This window comes from Arthrobacter sp. ISL-28, assembly GCF_018613875.1.
Taxonomy (GTDB): domain Bacteria; phylum Actinomycetota; class Actinomycetes; order Actinomycetales; family Micrococcaceae; genus Arthrobacter.
Genome location: NZ_JAGGPJ010000003.1, coordinates 180804 through 198095, shown reverse-complemented (window position 1 = coordinate 198095; position 17292 = coordinate 180804). Strand labels below are relative to the sequence as shown.

At 65.3% G+C, this 17292-nt stretch carries 17 protein-coding genes; 8 read left to right on the top strand and 9 right to left on the bottom strand.

Annotated elements, in window-relative coordinates; all coding sequences use genetic code 11:
- Positions 1 to 507: 507 nt before the first annotated feature.
- From J7E80_RS02580 to J7E80_RS02565, 4 genes are all read left to right on the top strand, one after another.
- Positions 508 to 780 carry a hypothetical protein gene (locus J7E80_RS02580; RefSeq protein ID WP_311380749.1) on the top strand — a complete coding sequence of 91 codons (273 nt, stop codon included), beginning with the start codon at positions 508 to 510 and terminating at the stop codon, positions 778 to 780.
- Between the two features lie 418 nt (positions 781 to 1198).
- Complete coding sequence (locus J7E80_RS02575; protein WP_215049913.1) at positions 1199 to 3052, top strand: glycoside hydrolase family 15 protein; 1854 nt, start codon at positions 1199 to 1201, stop codon at positions 3050 to 3052.
- 152 nt (positions 3053 to 3204) lie between these two features.
- Entirely contained in the window at positions 3205 to 5547 is a 2343-nt protein-coding gene (locus tag J7E80_RS02570; RefSeq protein WP_215049912.1) for a multicopper oxidase domain-containing protein, read from the top strand.
- Between the two features lie 212 nt (positions 5548 to 5759).
- Positions 5760 to 5942: a PspC domain-containing protein gene (locus J7E80_RS02565; RefSeq protein WP_215049911.1), complete on the top strand. Its 183-nt coding sequence runs from the start codon at positions 5760 to 5762 to the stop codon at positions 5940 to 5942.
- Positions 5943 to 6015: 73 nt separating this feature from the next.
- Here J7E80_RS02565 and J7E80_RS02560 read toward each other — a convergent pair whose 3' ends face one another.
- The gene (locus J7E80_RS02560; protein WP_215049910.1) at positions 6016 to 6603 is read right to left on the bottom strand and encodes an exonuclease domain-containing protein; all 588 of its coding nucleotides are present in this window, start codon (positions 6601 to 6603) and stop codon (positions 6016 to 6018) included.
- 156 nt (positions 6604 to 6759) lie between these two features.
- On the opposite strand from J7E80_RS02560, the gene J7E80_RS02555 reads away from it, so the two are divergent.
- A complete protein-coding gene (locus J7E80_RS02555) occupies positions 6760 to 6972 on the top strand; it encodes a hypothetical protein (RefSeq protein ID WP_215049909.1) in 213 nt (70 codons plus the stop codon).
- A 17-nt stretch (positions 6973 to 6989) separates the two neighbouring features.
- Positions 6990 to 7619: a GDSL-type esterase/lipase family protein gene (locus J7E80_RS02550; RefSeq protein ID WP_251036338.1), complete on the top strand. Its 630-nt coding sequence runs from the start codon at positions 6990 to 6992 to the stop codon at positions 7617 to 7619.
- Between the two features lie 35 nt (positions 7620 to 7654).
- Here J7E80_RS02550 and J7E80_RS02545 read toward each other — a convergent pair whose 3' ends face one another.
- Genes J7E80_RS02545 through J7E80_RS02535 form a run of 3 tightly spaced genes read right to left on the bottom strand, consistent with a single transcriptional unit; the run spans position 7655 to position 11084 of the window.
- On the bottom strand, positions 7655 to 8755 hold the full coding sequence (locus J7E80_RS02545) for an NAD(P)-dependent oxidoreductase (protein ID WP_215049907.1): 1101 nt from the start codon (positions 8753 to 8755) through the stop codon (positions 7655 to 7657).
- Positions 8752 to 9633, bottom strand: coding sequence for an MTAP family purine nucleoside phosphorylase (locus tag J7E80_RS02540; protein ID WP_215049906.1), 882 nt, complete (start codon positions 9631 to 9633; stop codon positions 8752 to 8754). The genes J7E80_RS02545 and J7E80_RS02540 overlap by 4 nt, the downstream gene beginning before the upstream one ends.
- 26 nt (positions 9634 to 9659) lie before the next feature.
- Entirely contained in the window at positions 9660 to 11084 is a 1425-nt protein-coding gene (locus J7E80_RS02535) for a glycosyltransferase family 87 protein (protein WP_215049905.1), read from the bottom strand.
- 111 nt (positions 11085 to 11195) lie between these two features.
- On the opposite strand from J7E80_RS02535, the gene J7E80_RS02530 reads away from it, so the two are divergent.
- Both J7E80_RS02530 and J7E80_RS02525 read left to right on the top strand, forming a co-directional pair.
- Entirely contained in the window at positions 11196 to 12416 is a 1221-nt protein-coding gene (locus J7E80_RS02530) for a molybdopterin-dependent oxidoreductase (RefSeq protein ID WP_215049904.1), read from the top strand.
- A 23-nt stretch (positions 12417 to 12439) separates the two neighbouring features.
- Complete coding sequence (locus tag J7E80_RS02525) at positions 12440 to 12895, top strand: hypothetical protein (protein ID WP_215049903.1); 456 nt, start codon at positions 12440 to 12442, stop codon at positions 12893 to 12895.
- On the opposite strand, the gene J7E80_RS24190 is transcribed toward J7E80_RS02525, so the two are convergent.
- From J7E80_RS24190 to J7E80_RS02500, 5 genes are all read right to left on the bottom strand, one after another.
- Positions 12826 to 13584 (bottom strand): bifunctional 2-polyprenyl-6-hydroxyphenol methylase/3-demethylubiquinol 3-O-methyltransferase UbiG, encoded by a 759-nt coding sequence (locus J7E80_RS24190; protein ID WP_215049902.1) that lies wholly within the window; start codon positions 13582 to 13584, stop codon positions 12826 to 12828. The two genes, J7E80_RS02525 and J7E80_RS24190, sit on opposite strands and share 70 nt — an antisense overlap.
- Complete coding sequence (locus J7E80_RS02515) at positions 13581 to 14288, bottom strand: DUF2064 domain-containing protein (protein ID WP_215049901.1); 708 nt, start codon at positions 14286 to 14288, stop codon at positions 13581 to 13583. The genes J7E80_RS24190 and J7E80_RS02515 overlap by 4 nt, the downstream gene beginning before the upstream one ends.
- Positions 14279 to 15046: a glycosyltransferase family 2 protein gene (locus J7E80_RS02510; RefSeq protein WP_215049900.1), complete on the bottom strand. Its 768-nt coding sequence runs from the start codon at positions 15044 to 15046 to the stop codon at positions 14279 to 14281. The genes J7E80_RS02515 and J7E80_RS02510 overlap by 10 nt, the downstream gene beginning before the upstream one ends.
- Before the next feature lie 131 nt (positions 15047 to 15177).
- Positions 15178 to 16326 (bottom strand): cell wall metabolism sensor histidine kinase WalK, encoded by a 1149-nt coding sequence (locus tag J7E80_RS02505; protein WP_215049899.1) that lies wholly within the window; start codon positions 16324 to 16326, stop codon positions 15178 to 15180.
- Positions 16323 to 17063 carry a response regulator transcription factor gene (locus J7E80_RS02500; protein WP_215049898.1) on the bottom strand — a complete coding sequence of 247 codons (741 nt, stop codon included), beginning with the start codon at positions 17061 to 17063 and terminating at the stop codon, positions 16323 to 16325. The genes J7E80_RS02505 and J7E80_RS02500 overlap by 4 nt, the downstream gene beginning before the upstream one ends.
- Positions 17064 to 17292: the final 229 nt, after the last annotated feature.

The window sequence follows — 17292 nt, the reverse complement described above, 5'->3', positions numbered from 1 at the left end:
AGCAACTTTTCAAACTTACCCGCTTTGTGAATACTTTGCAAATCCGCGTTTCCGCGATTTTCATTCACAGGATAGGCCCCCACCGTCCGTGGCGCAGCAATTTGTGCACCGTTTTCAGGCTGTTTAGTAAGGGTTGGTCGCTATTTTTCCGCTTCAGCGGCGGCGACTCGAATTACTTTACACACCCCGGAACCCCGGCGCAAATCGTCCTCCGGACACACTCTTGACCGGATGCACCCGCGGCCCATCCCGTCCTGCGCCGACTCGGCGTCGGCTCCCACTCCGCCTCCTAATCCGGCTACCAATTCGGGCCTGAACGAGAACCGATGCTGCACCTGGCTGGGCCACCGCCGCCCCTGGGATGCGCCTTCGAGCCGCACAGTCATCCGTAAGCCAAGCGTAACTAGACAGAACGGTCTGTCTCACATAAATTTCAAGGACGATCTCTGTCCTGACGGGCAGTGGGCCGCTATCGCTGAAGCAGAACGGCGGATTAACCTGCACGCCATGAAAGAGCCAAAAATGACCGCTAACCACTTTGACCGATTCGTAGCTGAAGCACTCACATCGGATCGGGAAACCGACGCCGGGCTAAGCCCGGACGAGCTCTATGGCCTGTACACCAGCTGGAGCCTGATCAACAAGACCCAGCCCCAGAGTCCCGAGGCCCTGCGCGCAGGCCTCAAGGCCCTCGGCATCGATCCCGGCGACAACGAATTGTCCATGACGGGCCCGGCCGCGGCGGACTACATCCTCGCCAGCGCCCCCAGCCTTATCTAACTGCAGAGAACCACAGGAAGAGCCGATCCGCATCGGTTCTTCCTGCCGCATTTAACACCGGCTGCAGTCACGGCCTCAGCATTAACCCGCTTGTGCTGCGAGCTCACGCCCACGATGTGTCGCATGCCGGCGGCAACGCTGCGGAACCTGACCGCCGTCGTCATGGACGATCTCGAACTTCCGCTCGAACGCCGGGCCGCGCCCACCGGCTCTTCCTGAAGCCACGCCGGAGGCCCGATCACTGGCAGCAACGCCCATGCGCAGTAAGCGCGCGGCTTGCAGCGCGCGACGGCGGGACACCAGCGGGCGCCGCCCTCATCCGAGTCGCCATCCGCCGCCGTGAGGAAAGCCGCCAGTAGCGCTCGGAACGGAATCGCGAGAAAATCATAATAAGAACGATTCTAAGGAGTGGGCAGTCATGTTCGCTGCTGCGCATGCTCGCGCGGTGGTTAGCCACGAGGGGTATCTGCCCATCGAGGATCACGGCCTCATCGGTGACGGATCCACCTGCGCACTTGTGGGACGGGACGGCGGAATCTCGTGGCTGTGCCTCCCGGAATTCGACAGCCCTCCGTTCCTGGCGGGGATTCTTGACCTCGAATACGGCGGACGCTTCGACATCGCCCCCATTCATACCCTGGCGTCGGTGCAGCGATACACCGAGGATTCCTGCGTGCTGGTCACGTCGCTTCTCTCGGACCGTGGCATGCTCCAGGTGACGGACTGCCTGACGCTGCGCTCCGGGGCAGACCTCGCTGAGCCAGTGCCCGCCGGACGCCGTGAGCTGCTTCGGTATGTCCGGGCGGTGGGTGGCGATGTGCCCCTCCGCATCAACCTGACACCGAGGGCTGGGGTCACGTTCGACCTGCTGGCGAGCGGGTGGAGGTTTGACTGGCAGCAGGACGGCGTGCCCGAGGTCTACTTGTGGTCCTCCGTTGAACTGCATCCTGAAGGGCGCGGGCTGGCAGCGGAGCTGACGCTGCGGGCCGGGGAGACGCTCACGGTGGCCCTGCACTGGTCTGGCCGCTTCCGGCTGCGGCAGCACCCGGACAGCAAGAAGCTCATCGATCAGACGGTTTACGCATGGCGCCGCTGGGCCTCGAGCCTGGACTGCGAGGGCTCCCAAGCCGAACTGATGAAACGCTCCGCCCTGACGCTCAAGCTACTGGACCACGCCGAGACAGGCGCCATCATGGCGGCCGCCACCTCCTCCCTGCCCGAGTGGCCGGGATCCCCGCGCAACTGGGATTACCGGTACACGTGGGTACGGGATGCATCCTTCTCCAACTACGTGTTCCGGCGTATTGGCGACCCAAGTGATGCGGATATCTTCCTTGCGTGGGTCCTGACGAACGTGGAACGGGACGGGACACCCCACGTGATGTATTCGCTGGACGGGTCCCAGCCTCCGGACGAAGTCGAGGACTCCATGCTGCGGGGCTATCGGGGATCGGCACCGGTGCGCTGGGGAAACGGCGCCAGACACCAGCGGCAGCACGATGTGTACGGCGAAATCGTGGACATCGCGTACCAGTGGTCAAACAGCGGCAGGCCGGTCGACAAGCAGCTTTGGGCAGCACTGACGCCTATCGTTGAAATGGCGATCAACAGCTGGCGGGTTCCGGATTCAGGTCCCTGGGAGATCCGCGACACCGGGCGTCCGTTCACCTACTCGGCCGCGCTTTGCTATGTTGCCGTGGACAGAGCTATCCAGATCGCCCGGCGGCACGGCCTTCCCTACCCGAAACGCCGGTGGGAAGCTGCTGCCCGGGTGATCCGGCAGGCCGCGCTGACGCGGTCCTGGAATGCAGAACGGCACACATTCACGGAGCATCTCGGCGGCAGCGGTGGGCTGGACGCCGCCCTGCTCACCCTGCCCGTCCGCAACGTCATCGATTTCGACGATCCGCGGATGGTGTCCACCACCCAGGCAATAGCCGCCAGCCTGGATGCCGGCAACGGCCTGTTGTTCCGCTACCTGCCGCAGATTTCCCCGGACGGACTGCCGGGCGGCGAAGGCGCCTTCCTGCTCTGCAGCTTCTGGCTGGTGGACAACCTGGCCGGCCAGGGTAGGGTCGAAGAGGCCCACGAGCTCTACGAGTCCCTGTGCAGCAGGGCCAACGCGCTCGGGCTGCTGCCGGAACAGATCCACCCGGATACAGGGGAATTCCTGGGCAATTTCCCCCAGGCCTTTAGCCATGTGGGAGTCCTGGCCAGCGGCCTGCGGCTCCTAAAGGCTGAACGCCGGGCCGCCAAGGCGAGCGCCATGTAAGCAGCTGAATCCCCCCCAATTCCTGTCCCCGCGGAGCCAAGCTTTTCCCAGACTCCCCCGGCAAGGCTGGGCTTGTCCGCAAGAGCTATTGGGGGGGACATGAAGTTCAGAGCCAGCAGCAGTTCGGGCCGGAGCATGTACCGGGGCCGGCCGTGAGCACGCTGAACGTCCACGTCAATGAGGGTTTCATTCCAATGGTGGACGGATCGCTCATTTACCACCGGGGATTCGGCGACCGCCGCACGGCGGTGCGGGACCCCAGGCCAGCGCTGGCGATGAGCCCCCAGGTGTTCACCGCGGCCGGCCAGGTTATCGCCAGCCGGTTTTATCCGCTGAGTGCCCCAGTTCCGCCGCATGGCAGGCCCGCGCCGCTGCGGCCGGACCCCGCGTTCCAGCGGCAGTACCTGGCCAGGCGCGCGTACTGGGCCAGCTTCTTCCCGGACCGGACACTGATTGCCGAAAGCGGGAGCACCGTCCGCATCCTCCTGCACAACAATCTCGCCCAGCCGCACGAACTGCGATTCCATGGCGCCGGACCTGCCGGAGCGGACGTCACCACCGGGAAGGTCGCGGCTGGGAAGACAAAACTGCTGGCGTTCCCTGCCCCTGTGCCCGGCACATACCTGTTCACGGACCCAGGAAACGAGCCGGTGGAAAGAACCCTCGGCCTGTACGGCGCGCTCGTGGTCATAGATCCGAGGAACGCCTGGCGGCTCTCCCCCGGCGGCGCCGAGTTCGAGCGCCAGTGGCTGTGGCTCTGCCACGATGTGGAACCCAGCTGGGCCCGCATAGCGTCCAGGGGAGAGACGGTCAATCCGATCGCCACACCGGCCGTGCCGCGGTACTTCACCATCAACGGATTTTCGGGGTTCCAGGCACTGGCCATCACTACCGACGACGAGTTCAACAAACGCCGTAAGGAGGACACCCTGCCGTCCGGCCATCCGCGTGAGACGGATGTGCGGAACTTCAGCGCGTCGTCCAGCGCCGGCTCCGTGCGCACGGGACAGCTGATACGGATGGTCAACGCCGGGATCGCCGACCATCAGCTGCATTACCACGGCAATCATGTGTGGACGCTGCGCGCCAACGGAATCGACTTCCCGCGGTCCAACGGACGGGTCAGTCCCCTGGGGGACGTGGTACTGCAGCAGTGGGAGGACACGGTGCAGCTGCAGCCGCTGGAGCGGAAGGAAGCGATGCTCCCGGTCCGGCGCCCGCCCGAAGTGGTGGATCCCGTGTGGGAAGCGCGGACGGAAGACTGGACGTATCCGATGCACTGCCATGCGGAACCGTCACAGACTGCGGCTGGCGGCATGTATCCCGGTGGACTGCTGGCCGACTGGGTGCTCGCCGCGGCACCTGTCCCGGAATCGGGGCTGCCGGGCACCGTCGAAGACGAGCCCCACCACGCGTTCCGGAGCCAGGTGGACTTCTCCTCCGACCAACCCCACGAGGGCAGCCCGGAAACCGAGTTTGCCTTGCGGCCCGACGTCGCCCTGGAGTTCGACTTCTTCAGCCGGGAACTCACGTTCCCGGACGGCTCCGAGCACGAGGTATGGAGCTTCGAGGCCGACGAGTCGGGACGGGGGCTTCCCGCGCCGGTCGTACGGCTGACCGAAGGCCAGGTGTTCCACGGGACGGTCAAGCCGAGTAAGAAGGTCCACACCATCCACTGGCACGGCATCGAGCCGGATCCCCGTAATGACGGCGTAGGCCACACATCCTTCGAGGTGACGGGCGAATATACATACCAATGGAAGCCGGACGTTGCCGAACGCGGCAACCCCAACCGAGGGTCCGCCGGAACGTACTTCTACCACTGCCACGTCAACACTCCCCTTCACGTCCAAATGGGCATGTTCGGGGCAATCATCGTTGATCCCCCGGCCAGCTCCACCGCCCCGACCGGAACACGCCGCCATTCGGCGGAAGGTCCGCTGTACGACATCGCCACAGAAACCCTGCTCGCGCCGTATTCCCTCGATCCGAGATGGCACGAACTGAACCACGCCGCGGGTCTTTCCGGGGAGGACGTGGGCCTCAACCACTTCCAGCCCAGGCACTTCTTCCTCCTCGGCGGGGCACTGGCCAGCAGGCCCAAGGGCGACAGGGTGTGGGCCATCTCCACCATGCGGGCCAATATGGTCCGGCCGGGCACAGCCCCCACCCTGGTGCGCATGGTGAATGTGGACTACTACCCCACGCGGACACGCTTCACGGACGCTGCAGGAAGGCCTGCGCGCATCGCCGAGCTCATCGCCCACGACGGCCGCCCGTTCTGGAACACACCAGACCCTGCCGGCCCCGCAATCCAGCCGTCCATGGCAGGCCAGCCCCTGCTGACCGGCATCATCAAGTCCGGGGCGGCCGAAAAATTCGACTTCCTGCTGCGGCCGCCCGCCGCCGGAAAGTACACCATCTCCGTCGACTTCCTGCACTGGATCACCGGCACGGTCCTCGCGACGCGGACGGTGACTGTAACTGCCGCCTGACCGGCCCCGCTGCTGCAGGAGTCCGGTTCCCAGAAAGCTCGACGGCGGGACGGTCGCCAGCGTTGCCGGCCACCCGTCGTCGGGGTTCCAGCATGAATAAAGCGGGCCTGACAGGTCCATTCGCACAGCATCGCCGCGGGCAATCGGAGACCAGGGCCGGGCTGCAGATGCCAGCCGCTGACGCCACTGGTGCTGGCTGCTAGTGTGGCGAAATGGAAGCAATTATGGTTCGGCCCAGGAACGGCAAAATCATCGCCGGAGTCTGCGCAGCCCTCGCTGCACGCTTCGGGATCTCCAAGACTCTCGTCCGCATCGCCTTCGTGCTTTTCGGCCTGTTCGGTGTGGGAGAGCTCGTTTACATCGCCTTGTGGATCATCATTCCCAAAGCCCGGTAGCAGAAGGTTCAGGCGACCGGCGCGTGACCCGGAACTGACGCACGGAACTGCGCTGGAACTACTGACGCCGGAACTACAGGCGCCGCCGGCCCTGCGGTTTGCGGCCGATCGTCGCTGCCGGTGCATCCCAGATCTCAGCCACGCTGCTGGCCCGGTGCATGGCGGCAATAGCCAGGACCACCTTGGCGCAGGCGAGCGCATCACTGCCCGGGCCCTGATGCTCCACGGACGGCAGTGTCAGGGCGGCCGTGACGTCGCTCAGGCTGTGCTTGGGGAGTTTCAGCTGGCTCTTCGCCAGATGGAGGGCGCAGTAGAAATCCAGGAACGGCAGATCCAACTGCAGTTCGTGGCTGGCCTTGCACATGACGTTGGCATCGTAGGGGGCGTTGTAGGCGACGAGGCGGTCTTCGCAGGTAAAATGCAGGATCCCTTCGACTGACATTTCCCAGTCGGCAGCATTGCGGACGTCCTCTGCCCGGATGCCGTGGAGGTCGGTGTTCACGGGATCGAAATGGTCCAGCCCGGGAGGCGGCTTGATGAGCCACGAGGCCTTGTCCGCGATGCGTCCCCCGCGGACCTTCACCAGACCCACGCCGCACACCGACCCCACGTCGCTGTTCGCCGTTTCAAAGTCGATGGCGGTAAAGCTGATTCCTGACACTGCGTGCCTCCCCCGGCATTGCCTACGCGCTCAGGGAATAATTGTCGCAGAAGATATGCCGGATTTCCTTCCCGGAGGGAGCATGAAATCGTCGGGTCACGGGTGCGGCCTGGCTGCGCCCCTGGCCACCGGCACGATTACGTGCGACCATGCGGCATGACCGCCAGGAACGACATTCGTGAAATCATCGACAGGGCGAGGGAAGAGATGATCTTCATCGGCCCCGACCACCCCTATTACCCCTTGCTGGCGGGTCTGGTCTCGGCCATCGGAGGTGCGTGGCAGCAGGGCTATGACAATCACCGGTCCGGCGGAGCGGACGCCAACCCTTACCGGTGGACCCCTGACCCGAACAGGTCAAACCCCTGATGGCTCAGAGCGGACTTTTGCCCGGTCATGTAGTCCTGCTCGGGGACTCAATTTTCGACAACAAGGCGTATGTCGGCGCCGACCCCGATGTCGTCACACAGCTGCGCGAAGGGTCACCGCCCGGCTGGAAGGCAACCCTATTGGCCCTGGACGGCGACGTGATATCCGGAGTTCACCGACAACTTCAGGCACTTCCGCAGGATGCCACCCACCTCGTCATCAGTGCCGGCGGCAACGATGCGCTCAGCTTCGCCCACCTGCTCCAAATGCCCGCCACGTCGGTTACCGAGGCCCTCTCCCTCCTCGCCAGCGCCCAGGATCGGTTCGCTGCGGACTACGACGGGATGGCCGAGGCTGTGCTGTCCGCCGGCCTGCCCTCAGCGGTCTGTACCATCTACGACACCCCGCCTTCTGGCCCGGAGTACCGGACGATCAGGACCGCCCTGGCGATCTTCAACGACTGCATCACGAGGGCCGCCTTCGCTCGCGGCCTGTCCCTGATCGACCTCCGGCTCATCTGCAACCAGGACGCCGACTACGCAAACCCCATTGAGCCGTCCGCCCGGGGAGGGGAGAAAATCGCACACGCCATCACCGCATGGGTAGGACAACGTGATCATGGACGCCGTTCCACCGTTATCGGTTAGGACCCCCTGCCGGTTGCGCCTGTCGAGACCCTCGATCACTGGTCGTCGTCGACCCCTGGCTCGTCCATGCGCTCTCGTCCAGATCCTGCACGCAGGGGCGCGGCGGCGAGTTCGCGCATGCCGCTTTGGAAGTCGATGGTGGGTGTCCACCCCAGTTCCCGTTTGATCCGATTTGATGAGGCGGTGATGTGCCGGACGTCGCCGAGCCTGTACTCTCCGGTGATCACCGGGGCGGGTCCTCCGCTGAACGTGCTCAGCGCGGCCGCCACCTCACCAATGGTGTGGACTTCGTCGGCGCCGACGTTGTAGGCCCGGAAGTAGGGGCCCGACACCGGACCAAGGAACTCAGCGGCCAGGAGGTTGGCGGAGGCGACGTCCCTCACATGGATAAAGCTGCGCCGCTGGGCGCCATCTTCGAACACTCGGGGGCCCTGGCCGCGGGCCAATGCGGAGCGGAAAAGGGACGCGACCCCGGCGTAGGGTGTGTCGCGGGGCATCCGGGGCCCGTAGACGTTGTGGTACCTGAGCGCGATCACCGCCCCGCCTACCGCCCGCGCCCACGCGGACGCAAGATGTTCCTGATTGAGCTTGGATGCGGCATATACGTTCCGCGGATCGGGCGCGGCGTCTTCGGTGATGAGCCCGGGCTCAAGGAATACTCCGCTATCCGGGCTGCGCGGGTCAAACAAACTGTCCATGAGGTCCTCTTCCGTCCGAGGCCCGGGCCGGACCGGCAGCCCCGACCGCGGGTCGGTGTAGGCACCTTCGCCGTACACCACCATCAAGGAGGCCAGCACCAGACGGCGGATCCCCCGCTCTTCCATGGCGGTGAGAAGGACCGCCGTCGCATAGTCGTTGTTGTGGACGTAATCCGGGGCATCGGCGAAGCTGACCCCCAGCCCGACCTTCGCACTCTGGTGGCAGACAGTGTAGACCCCGTCCAGGGCGCGCCGCACGGTCACGGGATCAGCAACGTCTCCGTGAACAACCTCCACCCTGGGGTCAAACCTGGGCCGGACCGCGTGGATGGCGGAGTCCAGCAAGTCCAGGACACGGACCTGCCAGCCCCTGTTCAGTGCGTCGTCGACAATGTGGGAGCCGATGAAACCGGCCCCGCCGGTGATCAGCATCCTCATCGGGGGCGCTCCGCTACGCCGTGAACGGGAAGAGCCATGATCCGGTTGACGGCGGTCGGGTCCATAGTCCGGGTCGGGACGTAGTCATCGCCGATCGCGGCGACGGTTGCTTCGAGCACGGCCAGGATGTCGGGCTGGGCCTTTTTGAGCCGGGCGAAGACAGCCTCCGCGGTGACCGGTACCGAGCCGTCGTGGCCGGTGTCCGAGTCGGTGATGTAGGCCAGCGTGGCATAGCCCATATTCAGTTCGGCGGCCAGGACGGGCTCGGGGTACTGGGTCATGCTGATGATGTCGGCACCGGCGGCCGTGTACCAGGTGGATTCGGCCCGGGTGGAGAATCGTGGACCGTTGACGACAACTACCGTTCCCGCCGGCACGTGCGGCGTCTGCCGTTCCGACAAGGCATCGGCCAGGCGGGCCCGGAGCCCCGGGCAGAATGGCTCTGCTGCCGGCAGGTGCTGCACGCCTGCCGGTTCGGCGCCTTCAGCAAGCGTGCCGTCGAAGAACGTATCGGTCCGCCCCCATGTCCTGTCGATCAGCTGGTCGGGAACCACAAACATCTCCGGCCCGTACCCGCGGCGCAGGCCGCCGACCGCCGATGAGGAAATCACCGCCTCGATGCCCAAGCTCTTGAGCGCCCACAGGTTGGCCCGGTAGTTGATCTTCTGCGGCGGCACCGAATGCCCGGCGCCGTGCCGGGGCAAAAATGCGATGGCGCGGCCCTCCACTCTGGCCAGTGTGATGGGGCCCGACGGCGGCCCATAGGGCGTCGGGATTGTCACCGAAGCCTGTGCGACGGCTCCCGGCAGCCGGTAGGTGCCCGAACCGCCGATGATACCGATCCGTGCCCGGGGGACATACTGCCCGCTTTGCTCCATACGGCCATGATGCCACTGGTCGTCGATCATGGCCGGAACCCGCTGTACCCGTATCGCCAGCGGTTCCGCCACCATGCGCCCGCGGCCACGGCCAGCGCGGCGGCGGCCAGCGCCCCCTGGCTGACCCCTTCGCTGTATGGCGGGACAGTGGGAACCATGTAAAGAACGTCAACGGCAAGGATGACCGCGACGTATTCCCAGCACCGGCTCAGAACGATGAACGGCAGCAGTATCAGGGCATACCAGGGGTAGCCGGGGCTGATGATCAGCAGCGTCAGCCCGATCATGGTGGTCTGGCGCTTCCAGAGGTTGGCGGCGTCCACGGTGCGCCAGAGCGCGACTGCGACGCCGGCCACTGCCGCGGTGCTCAGCAGCAGAGGCCAGGGGCCCGCAGAAATGAGCTGAGCCAGGCCAAACCTGACCCCGCCGCCGTGGCTGTACCCTTCCTCTGCAAGATACCCGGGCAGGAAGCCCACGACACCGGTCCCAGCGACCAGCACATACGGCAAATACAGGACGGCAAACGTGCCGGCCGCCGAGGCAATGAACGCTGCCGGGCGACGGAACAGAAGGGCGGGAGCGGCGATCACGGGAATGAGCTTCGTGGCCACAGCGGCTCCGAAGGCCGCACCGGAGCGCAGGGGCTGGCCCTTGACCAGCAGTATTCCGGCGGCCAGCATCAGCGCCGCGGCCAGCACGTCTACGTGGGCGTTGTTCACCGCTTCCAGCTGCACCAAAGGACTCCAACCCCAGGCCGCTGCTACGTGGAGCGGCTGGTTTGCCCTGGCGAGGATCTTGAGCAGCATCAGCGTGACAGCGGCACTGATCAGCAGCCCGGCGAGCTGGAAAGGCAGGTAGCCGGCGGCGTCCGGGACGGCTGCCCGGACGGCGAAGAAGTAGATCTCGGCTCCCGGGGGGTAAACCGTCGGCACGTGCGGCCGGTTGATCGCGGTGCACAGCGGAGCGCCGGACCGGTACTCCGACGTGGCCACCGATTCAGTGCCAAACAGGCCCGCCGGGCACAACGTTTTACCGTCAGGTCCCACAGTTCCGGCCCGGAAAAGCCACGCAGGCCGGTGATCGGCCAGCGTTTCGTCCGCGGGCACATAGGCATAGGGGGAAGTCCCTGCCATCTGAACGATGCCGTCCCAGTCATACCGGGCCGAATCGTTGCTGGTCCGCGGGGGTCCACTGACCGCAGCCAAACCCAGCAGGAGCGCGCCGGCCATAATGACGGCACCGATCCGCCGGCGCGAGACGCGCGCCAAGGATCGGACGGCGGCGATCAGGACCAGCCATGACACGCAGGAACCCACGATGGGGGCCGACGCGAAGGCATTACCCGGCAGGACCATCCACAACATCAGCCCCACAGCGGCAAGGAGAAACAGTCCCGGAACGGCATAGGCTCTGAACGTGCCGGTGGCCGGGTCGGCAACGTGTACGCTCACGTCTTGATCCTGCACCCAGCCGTCACGTGAATGCCTATCCTGGCCATAATGTTCCGCATTTCGTAAGGTCCAGAGCACCACCACTGCGCGGAACGGTGCTGTGCTTAACGCATGCAGAGGCCCGATCCGCAAAAAATTACCGAGGCCCTGGCCGCCAGATTTTCCTCCCCGACGCGGAGCACCCGGCTGACAGTTGTCTTGGGACGGTGGCTGGCCGTGAGCTTTACCATCTGCTTCGTGACCGGTCTTTTCAGCCATGGTCTGCAGAACCCGCCGTCCTGGATGTTTTTCCCCACCAGCCCCGTCTGGATATACCAGCTAAGCCAAGGACTGCACGTGACCTCCGGCATTGCCTCGATCCCGCTGCTGCTGGCCAAACTCTGGTCCGTGTACCCGGAGCTGCTCAGGTGGCCGCTGGTGAAGTCGATACCTCACGCCTTGGAACGTGCATCGATTGCGTTGTTCATCGCTTCCTCACTGCTGCAGCTGACTACCGGGCTGATCAACACCTACAAGTGGTATCCATGGCCTTTCCCGTTCCGCGAGACGCATTACTGGCTGGCCTGGGTTATCTGGGGATCGCTGCTCCTGCACATCGCGGTGAAACTTCCCGCCATCATGACCAACTGGAACGGCCGCGCCGTGCGTCTGACCGAACTCCAAGACGCTGGCAGCGGCTCCCCAGCGGCCGGAACGGAAGCCTCATCCATCGCCGGGGTGACAGGCGCCGCTCCCGGCCGGTGGTCCAGGCGCGCCTTCCTTGCCGGCGTCGGCGTGACCACCGGGGCCGTGGTTCTCACCACGGCTGGACAGTCATTTTCCTGGCTCAGCCCCCTGAACCTTTTCGCCCCCCGGGTCATGGGAACAGGACCGCAGTCCGTCCCGGTGAACCGCACGGCGACGGAGGCGAAGGTCGCCGATCTTGCCACGTCTGCTCACTGGTCACTGGAAGTCACATACCAGGGGTCCAGCACCACGTTCAGTCTGGCTGAGCTCCGCGCGCTCCCCCAGCACGAACAGGAGCTGCCCATCGCCTGCGTCGAGGGGTGGAGCCAAATGGCACGATGGCGGGGTGTGCGGATCCGGGACCTCCTCAGCGCTGTCGGGGCACCACACGCTTCGGTTCTGCGTGTGACCAGCCTTGAACCGCAGGGCCCATACAGGCTCATGTCCATGCCTGCTGAATACGTTCAGGACGAACGGACCCTGGTCGCGCTGGAACTCAACGGGGCCGTCCTGGACGTCGAACACGGCTACCCTGCCCGGATCATTGCCCCCGGGCGCCCTGGAGTTCTGCAAACCAAATGGCTGCATACGGTGGAGGTCCTTTGAACTCGTCCAGCGCATCGAGATCTATGACCGCCGGACGCGCTGTCCTCGGGCTGGCAGGCGCCGGGCTCATCTGGTACGGTCTCCTCGGCCTGCCGAGCCAACTCGGCCCTGCCCAGTTGGTCGGGCTCCTGACCTGGATGGCCGTCGCGGTCCTGCTGCACGACGGCGTGATCGTGCCGCTGTCGACGCTGGCCGGAGCGGCGCTGACCCGCACAGGTTCCCGGCTGCGGCCAGCCTCCGCAGGCATCCTTCGCGGAACGCTGATGACCGGTGCCGCGGTCAGCCTGATCGCCGGCATCCTCATGAAGGCGCAGTCGGAAGCGCGCAGCATCAGCGCACTCGAAGGAGACTACGCTGGAAACATCTTCGGCTTCTGGGCGGGTCTGGCCTTCGTTGCCGCGGCATCGATCTATGCGGTCGAACGGACCGGACGGACCCGGTCGGGGAAAGGCGACAGCCGGCAGAACACCCGGCCCTGAAGGCGCTCTGTCGGGGCGAGCGTCCAACCGGCGGCCAGCGCGCGGGCCTCCACCCCCCGCCGACCCGTCCTGGCCCACGCGAATGGTTCACTCCGGTTCCCGTCGCTGTCCTCCAGCACGGCCTGGTACGAAGCGTCCATGTCGTCGTCGGGGTCCGCCTCCACTAGGAGCGTTCCGTGGGGCGCGATGAGCTGCCGGCACCTGCGCAACAGGCGAGCCACGTTCCCGCCGATCCCGATGTTCCCGTCCAGCAGCAGGACGGAGCACCAGCTCCCCGCCTGCGGAACCGGGGAAAACACGGACTGCTCAAGCGCCCGGGTGCCCCTTGAGCAGGCCAAGGCGACAGCATCTGCGCTGATATCGATGCCCATCGCGCTCAAGCCCAGGGACCGGGCCGCGGACAGCATCCTCCCCGGCCCACAGCCGATATCAAGAACTGGGCCCTGAAGGCTCTGCAGCAGGTTCCGCTCTACCGCGCCGGCCTCCGAACACCAGCTCAGGACGTCGAACGTCACCTCGCAAAGACGGTGGGCGGAGTCAGGAGACACATCGCGCAGCGTGAGGATTCCGCTGCCCAGGTGCAGGGCACGTGCATAGGGTTGACTCTTACCCTGCCCAAAGACCCCGTCCGGTCGCAGAACCACGGCCGGGGCGGGGACCAGCGCCATGACGCTGATGATGCCCGTCACCGCCGTCCGCCAATCCAATTTTGCCCCGGAGAAGGCACCGTCGGCTCCGTCTCCAGTTGCCCTGACGCGGCAAGCTGTGCCGAAATGGCGAAGACCATTGAGGCGAAATCCGTACCCGGGATCCCGGCGGCGATGGCCACAGCATCGGAGAAGAAATCCATGTCCTGCAGGGTTGGCAGCAGTCCCGTGGAGAGCCCATGCAGGGCCAGCCTGGTGAGCTGCCGGGATCCGGTCGTGTCCGTGGACATCGGCACACCCCGGACTAGGTGTCCCTGTGGTCGGCGGAGCGCAAGAGCCCAGAACCCGCCATCCATGGCGAGCCCCAGCCACGCGTCGTGCAAAGGAACCGGGGTCGACCAGTCCGTGAGCAGTGCAGCAATGTGCTTTGGGGAAAATTGTGGTGTGTCCATGCCAAGAATCAGCACAGGTCGGGCGGCGAGGTCACAAAATGCAGCGAGCCGTTCGTCCAGCGTTCCCGGGGCCTGACCGATCACCCTGAACCCCTTCGCGTCACGACGGCGGGGGGTTCCGTCCATCACGAGGAGCCTGTGGGCGGCAGGCAAGCTCCGTGCCGTGTCCAAGGTCCGGGCCAGACTTACCTGGGCAAGCTGTGCGGCTTGCGAGGGTGACAGCGGAGGAGTCATCCGGGTCTTCACGCGCCCCGGCAAGCACTCCTTGGCGATGACCGCCACGGTCAGGTCCATGGCATTCCTCCGACCCGTTCCTCGCTGCCGGTTCGGGGAGGGACAGATTGTGACGCGGACGGCGGCGGTCCGATCCGAGGCTTCCGGGCCAGGGCCTTCATCTGCACTGACATGTCCCGGACGGCCGTCAGCGTCCCCCGGAGGGTCCCGGTGACCTTGGAGCGGCCCGTTCGCGGGGCGTAATCGACAGCTATCTCGGCGATCCGCCACTGGCACAGACTGGCTTTGACGAACATTTCCAGCGGGTAGCCGCTCCTACGGTCCTCAAGCCCCAGCGATACCAGCTCTCGGCGACGGCCCACGCGCATCGGTCCCAGGTCGGAGATGGCCTCGCCGGTCAGCCGGCGGAGCCGCCAGGCAAGAACGGCGTTGGCAATCCGTGCGTGAACAGGCCATGACCCGCGCCGGGGCTGGCGGCTGCCCAGCACGAGGTCCGCGGTGCCGGCCACAACCGGAGCCACCAGGGCCGGCAGCTGTGCCGGATCAAGTGACCCGTCGCAATCGCAGAAGGCAACGTACTCGGCCGTCGCCGCCACCAAGCCAGCATGGGCGGCGGCCCCGAAACCGCGCCGCTCCTCCGTCACGACGGCCGCGCCGAGTTCCAGCGCCAGTTCCGCGGAGCCATCACTGGACCCGTTATCGACAACGACTGCCCGATAACCTGCCGGGATCCGCGACAGCACCCACGGCAGCGCCCCGCGTTCGTTAAGGCACGGCAGAACGACATCAACACTGGCTGCTCGGGCTTCTTCGCTCATTCCTCCACGCTAGGGGTGTGGCCCAGAGAATTCGCCCGCTTTTCCTTACGGTACGGGGACATCCACCAGCGCAAGAGCCACGCGCGGAATCGGGATGATGCGGGCTGAAGCCGGTTTGTGTCGATGGCCGCTTAAGCGGCGCGGGCTCCGAACCGCGGGAGGGTGACATCGAAGCGGCATCCGCCCGGGACATTATGGACGGACACGCCTCCGGAGTGGGCTTCGACTATGCCGGCCACGATCGCCAGCCCCAGCCCGGCACCGGCGGACATGCCAAATGTCGATGAGGGCGTCCGGGAGGGTGTTCCCCGCCAGCCGGCGTCGAATATTCTGCCCAGATCTTCTTCAGGGATCCCGCCGCCGGCGTCCACGACGCTGAGGGCCACGTGTTCGTTCTCTGTCTCGCGCGCCGAGATGAGGATCTCGCTGTTCGCCGGGGAATGTTCGATCGCATTCATGAGGAGATTGCCGATCACCCGGGACAATTCGCGCGCATCCCCAAAGAGAGTGAGGTTGCCGGTGCGCGACTCCTTGAGTGTGATCGATCGCGAGGCAGCGACCGGATGGAGGTCGGCGACGGCGTCGCTAACGAGATCGAACAGCGATACGGGTTCCATATTCAAAGAGAGAGTTCCCGATTGGATTTTGGACAGTTCAAACAGGTCATCGACCATGCTGGCAAGCGTCTCTGCCTGGACGCGGATCTGCCGGTGATAGCGGGGCGGTTCCTCGGCCACGCCGTCTTCGAGGGATTCTGCCATCGCACGCAGCGCCGCGAGCGGCGCGCGCAGATCATGGGAGATCCAGGCGACGAGGCGGCGACGTGACTGGTCCAGCGTCGCGACCTCCTCGCGGGAGCGGGCGAGCCGGTGCGACGTTTCTGCCAGTTCCTGGGCCAGCGCCGCGAATTCGAGCCCGGAATAATCCTCCGGGAGGACGATCTGACCATCGCCAATCGCCCGGGCCGTGGACCGCAACCGCGTGCTCGTCCGCGTGATGCCGACACCGACCAGGACAGCAACGCACAAGCTGACGACCGCCGCGACCCCGATTACCCAGAACAAGACGACAAGATCGTGTTCCGAGATATACATCTGGGCAGCGATGGCAATAGTGGCAGCTGCAATGGACACAACTGTGGCCCCAACAACTATGAGCAGTCGCAGCAGCACCGACTTGTGCCGCGCGAAACGCAGGACGATTCCTGCCAGGGCCGCAACGACCACAGCCGCCGTCAGTGCGGTGACGAGGATGGTCCAGAAGTCTGAGAGCGCAATCACGATTCGTTGCTTCCCTGGACACTCAACCGGTATCCGATGCCCCATTCGGTGGTCAGGAACAGCGGTCTTGTAGGGTCCTCTTCGATTTTTTCGCGGACCCGGCGGACATGAACGGTGACGGTGGAAAGGTCACCGAAGCTCCATTGCCACACCTCTTTCAGGAGCTGCGCACGGCTGAAGACCTGGTCGGGGTGTTTCAGCAAGAAGGCGAGCAGATCGAATTCGCGCACCGAAAGACCCAGCAACCGTCCGTCCTTGAAGATTCGACGGTTGGACGCATCCAGCCGGAACCCGCCCAGATCGAAGGCGGCTTCAGGCGTGATGTCGGTGATACTGCGGCGAAGGATCGACTGAACGCGAAGCACGAGCTCCCGCGGCGAAAACGGCTTCACCAGGTAGTCGTCCGCGCCCGCCTCAAGGCCCTCGATCCGTTCCTCGGTGGAGCCGAGCGCCGTGAGCATGATGATCGGCGTCGACGCGATATCCCTGATTCTTCGGCAGACCTCAGCACCATCGATCCCCGGAAGCATCCGGTCCAACACGATCAGGTCGGGCCTACTGCGCTCAGCGGCCCTCAAGGCGCCGAACCCATCGGCGGCCTGGTCGACGATGAGGCCCGCGGAGCGTAGGTAGTCGCACGCCACCTCGCGGACCGTCGGGTCGTCCTCGACAACGAGGACTCTCCGGTCACGCAAATCGTCGCCAGAGGGCCGCGCAGCGCCGTGGATTGGGGCCATATCCTCACCTTAGATCGCCCCGGCCGGGGCTGCGAGTGTTCCGGCAAGAACGGGACGAACTGTGTGTAACTTGTAAGACTTCCGGCACCCAGGGGCTGGGCTGCCTTCCAGAGAGTACCTGCATCCCGGTCGCTGTGGAGGGCTCCAACATTGTAGTGGCCAATAGGCAACTACGACGGGCACTCAAGACAATAAAACACCCAAGGCCCGGCGGGAAGCCGGGCCTTGG

Excerpts from the sequence above, each read along its gene's own strand:
- J7E80_RS02580 (WP_311380749.1), top strand. The coding sequence starts at position 508 with ATGAAAGAGCCAAAAATGACCGCTAACCACTTTGACCGATTCGTAGCT.
- J7E80_RS02575 (WP_215049913.1), top strand. The coding sequence starts at position 1,199 with ATGTTCGCTGCTGCGCATGCTCGCGCGGTGGTTAGCCACGAGGGGTAT.
- J7E80_RS02565 (WP_215049911.1), top strand. The coding sequence starts at position 5,760 with ATGGAAGCAATTATGGTTCGGCCCAGGAACGGCAAAATCATCGCCGGA.
- J7E80_RS02555 (WP_215049909.1), top strand. The coding sequence starts at position 6,760 with ATGACCGCCAGGAACGACATTCGTGAAATCATCGACAGGGCGAGGGAA.
- J7E80_RS02545 (WP_215049907.1), bottom strand. The coding sequence starts at position 8,755 with ATGAGGATGCTGATCACCGGCGGGGCCGGTTTCATCGGCTCCCACATT.
- J7E80_RS02540 (WP_215049906.1), bottom strand. The coding sequence starts at position 9,633 with ATGGAGCAAAGCGGGCAGTATGTCCCCCGGGCACGGATCGGTATCATC.
- J7E80_RS02530 (WP_215049904.1), top strand. The coding sequence starts at position 11,196 with ATGCAGAGGCCCGATCCGCAAAAAATTACCGAGGCCCTGGCCGCCAGA.
- J7E80_RS02525 (WP_215049903.1), top strand. The coding sequence starts at position 12,440 with ATGACCGCCGGACGCGCTGTCCTCGGGCTGGCAGGCGCCGGGCTCATC.
- J7E80_RS02515 (WP_215049901.1), bottom strand. The coding sequence starts at position 14,288 with ATGGACCTGACCGTGGCGGTCATCGCCAAGGAGTGCTTGCCGGGGCGC.
- J7E80_RS02510 (WP_215049900.1), bottom strand. The coding sequence starts at position 15,046 with ATGAGCGAAGAAGCCCGAGCAGCCAGTGTTGATGTCGTTCTGCCGTGC.
- J7E80_RS02500 (WP_215049898.1), bottom strand. The coding sequence starts at position 17,063 with ATGGCCCCAATCCACGGCGCTGCGCGGCCCTCTGGCGACGATTTGCGT.